The sequence below is a fragment of the Pedococcus sp. genome (assembly GCF_036554925.1).
Taxonomy (GTDB): domain Bacteria; phylum Actinomycetota; class Actinomycetes; order Actinomycetales; family Dermatophilaceae; genus Pedococcus_A.
This window is the reverse complement of record NZ_DATBMI010000162.1, coordinates 1-12,000: the sequence shown is the minus strand read 5'-3', so window position 1 is coordinate 12,000 and position 12,000 is coordinate 1. Positions and strand designations below refer to the sequence as shown.

The window sequence follows — 12,000 nt, the reverse complement described above, 5'->3', positions numbered from 1 at the left end:
CCGGACCATGCGCCGTACGACCGGATCCTCGTCTCCGCGGACGCCGACGTGCTGCCGCAGGAGCTGGTCGACCAGCTCGCCCCGGGCGGGGTCCTGGTCGCCCCGGTCGGCGGGCGGATGGTGCGCGCCGAGAAGGGACCGTCCGGCATGGAGGTCCGCGAGCGGGGGTACTACCGCTTCGTCCCGCTGGTCCGCGACGGCTGAGCGGCCGACTCAGAAGAGGTGGTGCCCGGCCACGCGGCTCTCGAGGTCGAGCAGCAGCCGTTTGCGCTCGATCCCGCCGCCGTAGCCGGTCAGGCTCCCCGCCGAGCCGACGACCCGGTGGCACGGGATGACGATGCCGATCGGGTTGCGACCGTTGGCGAGGCCGACCGCCCGGGAGGCACCGGGGCTCCCCAGCCGCTGGGCGAGCTCGCCGTACGACGTCGTCTCGCCGTAGGGGATCTCCCGCAGGGCGTGCCACACGCGCCGCTGGAACTCGGTGCCGCGGGGCGCGAGCGGTAGGTCGAAGGTGGTGCGCTCCCCCGCGAAGTACTGCCGCAGCTGCTCGGCCGCAAGGGCCAGGACCGGGTCCCCGGGGTCGGCCGCCGGGCCGTGGGACGCGTCGCCCGGGTGGTGGCGCTGGTCCACCATCCACACGCCGACGAGCGCGTCGCCCTCGGCGACCAGGGTGAGCGGGCCCACGGGGGTGTCGACCAGGACGAGGTGGCGGCGGGGGCCCGCGGCGTTCGTGGAAGCAGCCTCGGTGGGGGCCGCAGCGGTGGGGGCCGCAGCGGTGGGGCCCGCGGAGCTGCTGGGCGCAGTGGCGGTGGTTGAGCTGGGGGCCGCCGAGCTCGTGGGGGTGGTCATGGGCGGCTCCTGTCAGGCGGCGGGCTCGTCGGCGGGGTCGCGGGGCATGCGGGCCCCGGCGTGGTCGCCGGAGGCCCAGAGGTGCTGCACGGCGTAGGCACTCCAGGGTCGCCACCGTTCCCGGGCCCGTCGGGTGTCGGCGGCGCCGGCGACCCCGAGCGAGCTCAGGCCGGCCCGCACGCCGAGGTCGCCGGCCGGGAAGGCATCAGGGTCCCCGAGGCCGCGCATCAGCACGACCTCGACCGACCACGGACCGATCCCGGGCAGCGCGGCGAGGTCCGCGCGCGCCTTGGCCCAGTCCTCACCGGGGCCGAGCCGGACCTCCCCCGCAGCGAGGGCGGTGCTGAGCGCGACGAGCGTCCGCCGCCGGCTGTGCGGCATGGCAAGGGCCTGCGGATCGGTGCCCGCGACCGCCTCCGGGGAGGGGAAGGCGTGGGTGAGCCCACCCTCCGGGTCGGTGACCGGCGTGCCGTGGGCAGCCACCAGTCGGGCCGCCAGGGTGCGGGCGGCGGCGGTGGAGACCTGCTGGCCGAGGACGACCCGAAGCGCGAGCTCCCCTGCGTCGACGGTGCGAGGCACCCGCCGGCCGGGGGCAGCCTCGACCAGGTGGCGCAGGTGGGGGTCCTCGCGCAGGTGCGCGTCGATCGCGACCGGGTCGGCGTCGAGGTCGAGCAGGGCACGGCACCGGGCCACCGCGCTGCCGAGGTCACGCAGGTCGCTGAGCCGGAGCCGGGCAGCCACATGGTCGGCCGCGGGGGTCAGGGCCACGATGCCCGGGCCGCGGTCGAGCCGCAGCACCCGGCGGAAGGCCCCACCGCGCCACTCCTCGACGCCGGGCACGCGTGTCTCCACGAGGTGCCCGAAGAGGCTGTCCGGGTGCAGCGGCCGCCGGAACGGCAGGCGCAGCGCGACGTGGTGCCAGGTGCCGTCCACGGGCAGACCTCGCCCTCGCCGACCTCCACCGGCACGGCGGCGCAGCTCGCTGGGGGTGAGGGCGAACACCTCGGAGACCGTGGCGTTGAACGAGCGCAGGCTCGCGAAGCCGGCAGCGAAGGCCACGTCGGTCATGGGCAGGGTCGTGGACTCGATCAGGGTGCGCGCCGTCTGGGCCCGCTGGGCCCGGGCGAGCGCCAGTGGCCCGGCCCCGAGCTCGGCGGTCACCAGCCGCTCCACCTGCCGTGTGCTGTAGCCGAGGCGTCGGGCCAGCCCGCCCACCCCCTCGCGGTCGACGACGCCGTCGGCGATGAGGCGCATCGCCCGGGCCGTCACGTCGGCCCGCGTGCACCACTGCGGGGACCCCGGTGTGGCGTCGGGGCGGCAGCGCTTGCAGGCGCGGAAGCCGGCGAGCTGCGCGGCGGCAGCGCTGGGGTAGAACTGCATGTTCTCCGGCTTGGGCGGCACCACCGGGCAGCTCGGCCGGCAGTAGATGCCGGTGGTCAGCACGGCGGTGAAGAACCACCCGTCGAACCGGGCGTCCTTGGCCTGGACCGCCCGCACACAGGCCTCGGCGTCGTGGTGCATGCGGCCCAGTCTGCCCCGTCCCGCCGACAGATACTCGCAGGAATCCGACATCGTCCTCGAGGCCCGGCCACGCGGCATACCCGGCCCGGGCGCGGCAGCGCCCCGCCACCCACCAGGGGTGTCGGGGCGCCCGGGGCCGCTGCGTCAGGTCAGCTCTGCGCGTAGTGCGCGTCGAGCGCGCCGCGGTAGCGGTCGTTGACCTCCTTGCGCCGCAGCTTCATGCTCGGCGTGAGCTCACCGGCCTCGACGGTCAGGTCGTGGTCGAGGATGGTGAACTTCTTGATGGTCTCCCAACGGTTGAGGTTGGCGTTGAGCCGGTCGATGTAGACCTGCACCATGTCGTGGGCCTCCTTCGAGGTCACGATCTCGGCGTAGCTCTTGCCCTCCATGCCGTGGTTGGCGGCCCAGCCCTGGATGGAGTCGGGGTCGAGGGTCACCAGCGCGGAGACGAAGTTGCGGTCGGCACCGTGCACGAGGAACTGGCTGACGAACGGGCAGATGCCCTTGAACATCGACTCGATGACCGACGGGGCGACGTACTTGCCCCCCGAGGTCTTGAAGAAGTCCTTCTTCCGGTCGGTGATCCTCAGGAAGCCGCGCTCGTCGATCTTGCCGATGTCGCCGGTGTGCAGCCAGCCGTCCTCGTCCTTGGTCTCGGCGGTGGCCTCGGGGTTCTCGTGGTAGCTCTCCATCACACCGGGGCCGCGCAGCAGGACCTCGCCGTCCTCGGCGATCCGGACCTCCGTGCCCGGTAGGGCCCAGCCGACCGTCCCGAAGCTGTTGGCGTGGGGGCGGTTCACGAACGACGCGGCACTGGTCTCGGTCAGGCCGTAGCCCTCGAGGATCAGCAGCCCGACCGACTCGAACCACTTCGCGACGTCCTTGTTCAGCGCCGCCGAGCCGGAGATGAAGAACCGCACGCGACCGCCGAACCGGGCCCGCACCTTGTGCAGCACCAGCTTGTCGGCGAGGGCGAACTTGCGGGCGAGCATGCCGGTCGGCTCCTGCCCGCGGGCGCGCATCTCGGCGACCTCACGGCCGACGCCGATCGCCCACGCGAAGAGCTTGGCCTTCACGCCGCCCTCCTCCGCGACCATCATCGTGATCCGGCCGTAGGCCTTCTCGAAGATGCGCGGGGCGGCGCCCATGAAGGTCGGCTTCACGACGGCGAGGTTGTCGACGATCTTGTCGATCCGGCCGTCGATGGCCGTCGGGAAGCCCATCTGCAGCGGCAGGGTGAGCAGGACCTTCCCGAAGACGTGGGCGAGCGGCAGCCAGAGGTACTGCAGGTCGTCGGGGTGCAGGATGTCGATCGCGTCGACGGCGGCGGCCTCGTAGGTCCACGCGTCGTGGGTCAGGCGCACGCCCTTGGGACGGCCGGTGGTGCCCGAGGTGTAGATGATCGTGGCGAGCCGCTCGGGGGTGAGGGCGTCGATCCTGTCGTCCACAGCGCTCGGGTTGGTGGCCAGCAGGTCGGTGCCGAGCTTCTCGAGGTCGGCCAGGCTGATGACCCAGTCGCCGTCGCCCGAGCCGTCGAAGGTCACGATGCGCGTCACCGCGGGGATGTCGGCCCGGCGCTCGCGCAGCTTCGCGACCTGGGCGTCGTCCTCGGCGAAGACGACCCGGCAGTCGGAGTTGGACAGGATGAAGGCGACGTCGGTCGACATCGTCGTCGGGTAGATCGTCGTCGTCGCCCCGCCGGCGCACATGACGGAGAGGTCGGCGAGCGCCCATTCGTAGCGCGTGGACGACGCGACGGCGACGCGGTCCTCCGGGCCGATGCCGAGGGCGATGAGGCCGGCAGCCATGCGGTAGGCGACCTCCCGCACCTCGCTCCAGGTCACGCTCACCCACTCGTCACCGCGGGCGAAGCGGAAGGCCTCGGCGTTCGGGGTCTGCTCCACACGGTCGCGGAAGAGGTGCCCGACGCTGGGCGCGCGGTTCTCGATCACGGGGGTCTTGACCCGCTCCTCAGCGGGCCGGGTGATCTGTGGGGCTGCGGGGGCCATTGACCATTCCTCACGTTGTGGGGTGCCTTTGCGGGGATCGTGCCATGCCAGTGGGTGAGAAGCGCAGCAATCGCCCCAAACACCACCGTTTTCACGATCCCATCCCGTATGCCGCCGGCGCGAGGGTCCGTCCACGTCGGTTTTCGCCGGGGGCCGTCCGGGCGCCCGGCGTCGCCGGCAGCGCGGTCTGGCCCGACGTCGCCGGCAGGGCGGTCCGGCCCGGCGTCGCCGGCAGCGCGGTCCGGCCCGGCGCGGCCTACCGTGGAGGGGACGCACCGCCGCACCCACGGGAGCGCACATGGAGCAGAGCCAGCCCGTCGCACTCGTCACCGGGGCCGCTCGGGGCATCGGCCACGAGGTCGCCCGCCAGCTCGCTGCCCGGGGGTGGCTGGTCCTGCTCAGCGCCCGCCGGGCCGAGGCCGCAGTGGAGGCCGCCGGCTCCGTCGCAGGGTCCGTGCGTCCCCTCGCCCTCGACACCACCAGCCCGGACGGGGTGGCCCGGGCCATGGCGGAGGTGGAGGCCGACCCCGGCCGCCTCGACGTGCTCGTCAACAACGCCGCGGCGTTCGTGGACTGGTCCGAGACCGCCTCGACCGCGGACCTCGACGCAGCCCGCGCGGTGCTGGACACCAACCTCTTCGGCACCTGGCGGGTGACCCAGGCCGCGCTGCCGCTGCTGCGGGCGAGTGCGCACCCCCGGGTCGTCGTCGTCGGCAGCGGCGCCGGCTCACACGCCGACCCCGCCTTCGGGCTCACGGCGCGTGGCGGTGCGGCTGCCAGCTACGGGATCAGCAAGGCAGCGGTCGGAGCCCTGGTCGCCACCCTGGCCACCGAGCTCGCGGGCACCGGCATCCTCGTCAACGCGGTCTGCCCGGGTCTGACCGCGACCTACCCCGGCGCCGAGGCCATGGGTGCACGGCCGGTGGCCGACGGCGCCGCCGGGGTGGTGTGGGCGGCCACCCTTCCTGACGACGGACCCACCGGAGGCTTCTTCCGTGACGGGCAGCCGCTGGGCTGGTGAACGGGACTCGCGCGGGTCCGGGCCATGACCCGGCCTCCGCGCACCGCCGGGGCCCTAGCGCCGCCGGGCTGACAGGTGGGCGTTGTTGACCAGGCCGATGGCCAGCCAGCAGGCGAACATCGACGACCCGCCGTAGGACACGAACGGCAGGGGGAGGCCCGTCACCGGCATCAGACCGAGGTTCATCCCGACGTTCTCGAACACCTGGAACGTGAACCACACCGCCACCCCGAGGGCCATCAGGCGGCCGAAGGCGTCGCGGGCGCGGGCGGCGACGACCACGGTGCGCACGATGAGGAAGCCGAGCAGCAGGAGCACCCCGGCGGCCCCGAGGAAGCCGAGCTCCTCCCCTGCGACCGAGAAGATGAAGTCGGTCTGCTGGTACGGGATGAAGCCGCCCTGCGTCTGCCGGCCCTCGAAGAGCCCCTGGCCCTGCCAGCCACCCGAGCCGATCGCGATGCGCACCTGGCGGGTCTGGTAGCCGATGCCCTGAGGGTCGGCCTGGGGGTTGGCGAAGGCGACGAGGCGGTCCCGCTGGTAGTCGCTCAGCACCGGTGTCGTGAGGGCCACGGTCACCGCGGCCGTGACGGCTGCCACCGCCGCCGCGAGCCACCGCGCGGGCGCACCGGACAGGGCGATGACGCCGAAGGCCAGCGCTCCCAGCACGAGCGCAGACCCGAGGTCGGGCTGCAGCATGACCAGCCCGACCGGCAGGGCAGCGGCGAGCCAGGCGACCGCCACGTCGCGGTGGTCCGGGCGCGCCCCACGGTCCAACCGTTCACCGAGGACGATGGCCAGGCCGACGCAGAGCGCGGCCTTGGCGAACTCCGAGGGCTGCACCGAGAACCCGCCGGGGAGCAGGATCCACGAGTGCGAGCCGTTGACCGTCGAGCCCAGCGGGGTGAGCACCAGGACCAGGCCCAGCACGGAGAGCCCGTAGAGGGCCGGGGCGATGGCGCGCAGGGCCTGGTGGCCGGTGCGGGTGACCACGGCGGCCAGCGCCATGCCCAGGCCCGTGTTGAGCAGGTGACGGTAGAGGTAGGCCGAGCCGGCGTCCTGACGGGTCGCCGACCAGACCAGGAGCGCGCCGACGAGGGAGAGCCCCGCCGCCCCGATCAGCAGGCCCCAGTCGGTGCGCGCCCAGGTGCCGGACGGCGCCGCCGCCCAGACTCCCCTCCGCCGCGGCGTCAGGAGGGGACGATCGAGCTCAGGACGCGGCGGCACTGCTCGATGTCCCCTGCCATGGCGGCCAGGAGCTCCTCGATGGAGTCGAAGCGCAGCGTCGGGCGGATGTGCTCGACGAACTCGACGGCCACCCGTTCGTCATAGAGGTCGAGGTCGTCCCGGTCGAGGACGTACGCCTCGACGGTCCGGTCCGTGCCGTCGAACGTCGGGTTGGTGCCCACCGAGATCGCCGCGGGGAGGGTGCGCTCGACGTCGGTCGGATCGAGGTCGAGGCGGGTCAGCCAGCCGGCGTAGACCCCGTCGGACGGCACCAGCCCCAGCGCGTCCTGGCTGAGGTTGGCCGTGGGGTAGCCGAGGTCGCGGCCGCGGTGGGCGCCGTGGACGACGGTGCCCACGACCTTGTGCGGCCGGCCGAGGATGCGGGCGGCGTCGGCCACCTCACCGCCGGCGAGGTGGTGGCGCACGGCCGAGGAGGACCAGCGGGGGTCGACCTCGTCGCCGAGGTCCTCGAGGACGACCACGTCGAAGCCCAGGGTCTCCCCCAGCTCGCGCAGCGTGCCGACGTCGCCGGTGTAGCCGCGGCCGAACCCCTGGGTGTCCTCGCCCACGACGATCGCCCGTGCCTGGAGCGTCTCGACGAAGGTGTGCCGGATGTACTCCTCGGCGGTCTGCTCGGCGAACTCGTGGGTGAAGTCGAGGACGAGGAGGCCGTCGATGCCCGTGTCGGCGAGGAGCTCGTCGCGCTGGGCGTCGGGGGTGATGAGCGGCAGCCCCTTCTCGCGGTGGAACAGCGCCGCGGGGTGCGGGTCGAAGGTCACCGCCACGGATGGCAGCCCGCGCTCGCTCCCCTCGGCGACCAGGCGGGTCAGGACGGCCCTGTGGCCGAGGTGGACCCCGTCGAAGTTGCCGAACGTCGCCACGCAGGGGCGCAGCTCGTCGGGGGTCTGGGCGGGGTCTGTCCAGCGATGCACGAGGACACTCTACGAACCCGCCGCGGTGAACACGACGCGCGACCCGTCAGGTGGCTCGCCTCAGCTGGGGGCGAAGACGACGTGCGCGCGCGCCCGGGCGCCTGACTCGTCGAGCATGGCCACCAGCCGGCCATCGGGCGAGAACGCCGCGACCGGCTCCCCGCGGCCGGGCTCGGCGGACGCGACGCGCTGGCCGTAGCCGACCGCGGTGGCCTCGGACTCGCTCAGCTCGCGGGCCGCGAACGCGCCCCTGGCGGCGTCGGCAAGCGGGACCACGGGCACCTGCTCAGGGTCCGCGACCGCCGTGAGCGCGTCGAGGTCGTGGGCCTGGCCGAGGGTGAAGGCCCCGACCCTGGTGCGGCGCAGGGCCGTCAGGTGGCCCCCGACCCCGAGCGCCGCGCCGAGGTCGCGGGCGAGCGCGCGGACATACGTGCCCGAGCTCACCTCGACGACGACGTCGACGTCGAGCACCGGTGTGCCGCCGGCCTGAGCCGGGTGGGTGGCGAGCACCTCGAAGCGGGAGACGGTGACCGGCCGGGCCGGCAGGTCGACGTCCTCACCCGCGCGGACCCGGTGGTAGGAGCGCTCCCCCTTGATCTTGATCGCGGACACCGCGCTCGGCACCTGGCTGATGTCGCCGGTGAGGACGGCGACGGCGGCGCGGAGCCTGTCGTCGGTGACCGCGTCGGCGGGCGTCGAGGCGGTGACCTCCCCCTCGGCGTCGTCGGTGACCGTGCCCTGCCCGAGCCGGATCGTGGCGGTGTACTCCTTGTCGCAGCCCACGAGGAACGTCAGCAGCCGGGTCGCCCGGCCGATGCCGAGCACGAGCACACCCGTCGCCATCGGGTCGAGGGTGCCCGCGTGGCCGACCTTGCGGGTGCCGCAGATCCGCCGGGCCCGGCCGACGACGTCGTGGCTGGTCCAGCCAGCCGGCTTGTCGACGACCAGGAGTCCGTCAGGTGCGGGCATCCGCGTCGTTGCCGTCGAGGTCCGCCGTGTCCCAGACCACGTCGTCCGGTTCCTCGCCCGCCTCCTCGGCCTTCTTGTACGGGTCGGCGTCGCCGGCGTACTGCGCCTCGGCGGCGGCGGCCGCCACGGCGGCATCGCGCTCGCGGGCCTCCTTGAGGAGGTCCTCGAGGTGGGCCGCCGTCTCCGGGATCGCGTCGGCGAAGAACTCCAGGCTCGGCGTCAGCCGGATGCCGATCTGCCCTCCGACGAACGAGCGCAGCCGGCCCTTGTTCTTCTCGAGCAGCGCCGCCGTGGTGGCACGCTGTGCCTCGTCGCCGAACACGGTGTAGAAGACCGACGCCTGCTGCAGGTCGTTGGTGACCCGCACGTCGGTGATGGTCACGAAGCCGAGGTCGGGGTCCTTGACGATCCGCTCGACGTTGGCGGCGATGAGGACCTTGATCCGGTCGGCGATCTTGCGGGCGCGTCCTGCGTCAGCCATGGGTGTCCTCCTCGGTGGTGATCAGCGATCCACCCTACCGGGAGCGTGCTGGGTGGCTGCGGACCGGACACCGCCGGCCCCGCGCAGAGCGGGCCGGGGCGTGATGCCCCGGCCCACTCTGGTGTGCGCCCCCGCGGGGCGTGGGACCCGCATCACGCGCGGGGCTTCTCCCTCATTTCATAGGTGGAGATGAGGTCGCCGAGCTGCAGGTCGTTGTACGACCCGAGGTTGATGCCGCACTCGAAGCCCTCGCGGACCTCGGTGACATCGTCCTTGAACCGGCGCAGGCCGGCGATCTCGACGTTCTCGGCCACCACGACGCCGTTGCGGGTGATCCGTGCCTTGGTGCCGCGCTTGATCTCACCGCTGCGGACGATCGAGCCGGCGATGTTGCCGAACTTGGAGCTGCGGAAGATCTCGCGGATCTCGGCGGTGCCGAGCTCGACCTCCTCGAACTCCGGCTTGAGCATGCCCTTCAGGGCGGCCTCGATCTCCTCGATGGCCTGGTAGATCACCGAGTAGTACCGGATCTCGACGCCCTCGCGCTCGGCGTACTCGGCGTTCTGGCCCTCGGCCCGGACGTTGTAGCCGATGATGACCGCGTCGGAGGCCATCGCGAGGTTGATGTTGTTCATCGTGATCGCGCCGACGCCGCGGTCGATGATCCGCAGGTCGACCTCCTCGCCCACGTCGATCTGGAGCAGGGCGTCCTCGAGCGCCTCGACCGAACCCGACACGTCACCCTTGAGGATGAGGTTGAGGGTCTCGACCTTGCCGGCCGCAAGGGCCTCGTTGAGGTCCTCGAGGCTGATGCGCTTGCGGGCCTTGGCCAGGGAGGCCTGGCGGTCGGCCGCCTCGCGCTTCTCGGCGATCTGGCGGGCGGTGCGGTCGTCCGGGGCCACCACGAACGTGTCGCCGGCGCGGGGCACCGAGGACAGGCCGAGCACCTGGACCGGACGGGACGGGCCCGCCTCGTCGACGTTCTTGCCGTGCTCGTCGAGCATGGCCCGGACGCGGCCGTACGCGCTGCCGGTGACGATCGCGTCGCCGACCCGCAGGGTGCCGGCCTGGACCAGCACCGTCGCGGTCGCACCGCGGCCACGGTCGAGGTTGGCCTCGATCGCGACACCGCGGGCGTCGCGGTCGGGGTTGGCGCGCAGGTCGAGCGCGGCGTCGGCCGTGAGCAGCACCGCCTCGAGGAGGCTGTCGATGTTCTGGCCGGCCTTGGCCGAGACGTCGACGAACATCGTCTCGCCGCCGTACTCCTCGGCGATGAGGTTGTACTCGGTCAGCTGCTGGCGGACCTTCGCCGGGTTCGCGCCCTCGACGTCGATCTTGTTGACCGCGACGACGATCGGGACGTCCGCCGCCTGGGCGTGGTTGAGTGCCTCGATGGTCTGCGGCATCACGCCGTCGTCAGCGGCGACGACGAGGATCGCGATGTCGGTGACCTTGGCACCACGGGCACGCATGGCGGTGAACGCCTCGTGACCAGGGGTGTCGATGAAGGTGATCGGCCGGTCGACGCCCTCGTGCACCTTGTGCACCTGGTAGGCGCCGATGTGCTGCGTGATGCCACCGGACTCGCTCGCCGCGACGTCCTCGTTGCGGATGGCGTCGAGCAGGCGCGTCTTTCCGTGGTCGACGTGACCCATGACGGTCACGACCGGCGGACGCGGCTCGAGGTCTTCGTCCTCCTCGCCCTCGATGCCCGTCTCCAGGTCGATGTTGAAGGAGTCGAAGAGCTCGCGCTCCTCCTCCTCCGGGGAGACGACCTGGATGTCGTAGCCGAGCTCGGCGCCGAGCACCTTGAAGGTGTCCTCGTCGAGGGACTGCGTGGCCGTGGCCATCTCACCGAGGTGGAACAGCACGGTGACCAGCGAGGCGGGGTTCGCGTTGATCTTGTCGGCGAAGTCGGTCAGCGACGAGCCGCGGCGGACCCGGATGACGGTCGAGCCGTCGCCACGGGGCACGCTGACGCCGCCGAGCGACGGCGCCTGCATCTGCTCGAACTCCTGGCGCTTCGCGCGCTTGGACTTGCGGCCACGGACCGGACGGCCGCCACCGCGACCGAAGGCACCCGCGGTCGAGCCACGACCGGCGCCACCGCGGAAGCCACCGCCACCGGGACGACCGGCGAAACCACCGCCGCCACCGCCACCGGGACGACCGGCTCCGGGACCACCGGGGCCGCCGCCGGGACGACCGCCACCGCGGGCCGGGCGCTCACCGGGACGACCGACCGCGCTGCGGTCGGGCATCATGCCGGGGCTCGGACGCGGGCCACCCGGGCGGGGGCCGGCGGCACCGGTGCCACCGGGACGCGGGCCGGCAGCGCCACCGGGGCGGCTCTGCGGACGCGGCATCCCCTGGCTGGACGCGAACGGGTTGTTGCCGGGACGCGGGGAGCCCTCGCGGCCGCCACCCTCGCGGCCGGTGCGCATGCCCTGGCTCGGGGCGAACGGGTTGTTGCCCGGGCGCGGGGCGCCGGGGCGGGGACCGCCGGGACGCGGGGCCGCGCCGCCGGGGCGGGGAGCGGTGCCGGGACGGGGGGACGGCGGCACACCGGGGCCCTGACGGCCCTCGTCACGCGAGGACTGCACGCGGGCAGCCGGCGCTTCGGGGGCCTTCGGGGCCGGCCGCGGGCCGGGCGTCGGCGCACCCGGACCAGCAGGCTTGGCCTTTGCGGCCGGGGCTGCCGGGGCGGACGGTGCGGCGGCCGCGGCCGCAGGAGCCTCGGGCGCCTTCGCGGCCGGGGCTGCCGGCGCCTGAGGTGCAGCGGGGGTCTCGGGCTGGGCCGCAGGCTTCCTGGCTGCGGGCTTGGCGGCGGGCTTGGCCTCCGCGGCCTTGCCGTCGCCGCCACCACGGAGCTCTGCCGGGAACGTCTCCTTGATCTTGCGGACGACCGGCGGCTCGATGGTGGACGAGGCAGAGCGCACGAACTCGCCCTGCTCCTTGAGGTGGTTGAGCAGGGTCTTGCTCTCTACTCCGAGC

General features: G+C 73.4%; 10 protein-coding genes. 2 read left to right on the top strand and 8 right to left on the bottom strand.

Annotated elements, in window-relative coordinates:
* Window positions 1–204 (top strand): protein-L-isoaspartate O-methyltransferase family protein (locus tag VIB11_RS13045; protein WP_414695831.1); only part of this gene is annotated, 204 nt, incomplete at its 5' end.
* A gap of 9 nt (window positions 205–213) precedes the next feature.
* Here the strand turns inward: VIB11_RS13045 and VIB11_RS13040 are convergent.
* The 3 genes from VIB11_RS13040 to VIB11_RS13030 all read right to left on the bottom strand — a co-directional run bounded on the left by VIB11_RS13040 (window position 214) and on the right by VIB11_RS13030 (window position 4,379).
* On the bottom strand, window positions 214–849 hold the full coding sequence (locus VIB11_RS13040; protein ID WP_332031665.1) for a methylated-DNA--[protein]-cysteine S-methyltransferase: 636 nt from the start codon (window positions 847–849) through the stop codon (window positions 214–216).
* A 12-nt stretch (window positions 850–861) separates the two neighbouring features.
* Entirely contained in the window at window positions 862–2,370 is a 1,509-nt protein-coding gene (locus VIB11_RS13035; protein WP_332031664.1) for a DNA-3-methyladenine glycosylase 2 family protein, read from the bottom strand.
* Between the two features lie 149 nt (window positions 2,371–2,519).
* Window positions 2,520–4,379, bottom strand: a complete 1,860-nt coding sequence (locus VIB11_RS13030) for a long-chain fatty acid--CoA ligase (RefSeq protein ID WP_332031663.1) — start codon at window positions 4,377–4,379, stop codon at window positions 2,520–2,522.
* Between the two features lie 298 nt (window positions 4,380–4,677).
* Between VIB11_RS13030 and VIB11_RS13025 the strand changes: the two genes are divergently transcribed.
* Window positions 4,678–5,400 carry an SDR family NAD(P)-dependent oxidoreductase gene (locus VIB11_RS13025; protein ID WP_332031662.1) on the top strand — a complete coding sequence of 241 codons (723 nt, stop codon included), beginning with the start codon at window positions 4,678–4,680 and terminating at the stop codon, window positions 5,398–5,400.
* Window positions 5,401–5,454: 54 nt separating this feature from the next.
* Here VIB11_RS13025 and rodA read toward each other — a convergent pair whose 3' ends face one another.
* The 5 genes from rodA to infB form a co-directional block, all read right to left on the bottom strand.
* The gene (gene rodA / locus VIB11_RS13020; RefSeq protein ID WP_332031661.1) at window positions 5,455–6,624 is read right to left on the bottom strand and encodes a rod shape-determining protein RodA; all 1,170 of its coding nucleotides are present in this window, start codon (window positions 6,622–6,624) and stop codon (window positions 5,455–5,457) included.
* Window positions 6,588–7,556, bottom strand: coding sequence for a bifunctional riboflavin kinase/FAD synthetase (locus VIB11_RS13015; RefSeq protein ID WP_332031660.1), 969 nt, complete (start codon window positions 7,554–7,556; stop codon window positions 6,588–6,590). The genes rodA and VIB11_RS13015 overlap by 37 nt, the downstream gene beginning before the upstream one ends.
* Before the next feature lie 60 nt (window positions 7,557–7,616).
* Window positions 7,617–8,525, bottom strand: coding sequence for a tRNA pseudouridine(55) synthase TruB (gene truB / locus VIB11_RS13010; RefSeq protein ID WP_332031659.1), 909 nt, complete (start codon window positions 8,523–8,525; stop codon window positions 7,617–7,619).
* Complete coding sequence (rbfA, locus tag VIB11_RS13005) at window positions 8,512–9,006, bottom strand: 30S ribosome-binding factor RbfA (protein WP_332031658.1); 495 nt, start codon at window positions 9,004–9,006, stop codon at window positions 8,512–8,514. The genes truB and rbfA overlap by 14 nt, the downstream gene beginning before the upstream one ends.
* Window positions 9,007–9,158: 152 nt before the next feature.
* On the bottom strand, window positions 9,159–12,000 hold a 2,842-nt coding region (infB, locus tag VIB11_RS13000; protein ID WP_332031657.1), incomplete at its 5' end, for a translation initiation factor IF-2.

Coding starts and splice junctions, on each gene's coding strand:
- VIB11_RS13030 (WP_332031663.1), bottom strand. CDS start 4,379: ATGGCCCCCGCAGCCCCACAGATCACCCGGCCCGCTGAGGAGCGGGTC.
- VIB11_RS13040 (WP_332031665.1), bottom strand. CDS start 849: ATGACCACCCCCACGAGCTCGGCGGCCCCCAGCTCAACCACCGCCACT.
- truB (WP_332031659.1), bottom strand. CDS start 8,525: ATGCCCGCACCTGACGGACTCCTGGTCGTCGACAAGCCGGCTGGCTGG.
- VIB11_RS13035 (WP_332031664.1), bottom strand. CDS start 2,370: ATGCACCACGACGCCGAGGCCTGTGTGCGGGCGGTCCAGGCCAAGGAC.
- VIB11_RS13025 (WP_332031662.1), top strand. CDS start 4,678: ATGGAGCAGAGCCAGCCCGTCGCACTCGTCACCGGGGCCGCTCGGGGC.
- rbfA (WP_332031658.1), bottom strand. CDS start 9,006: ATGGCTGACGCAGGACGCGCCCGCAAGATCGCCGACCGGATCAAGGTC.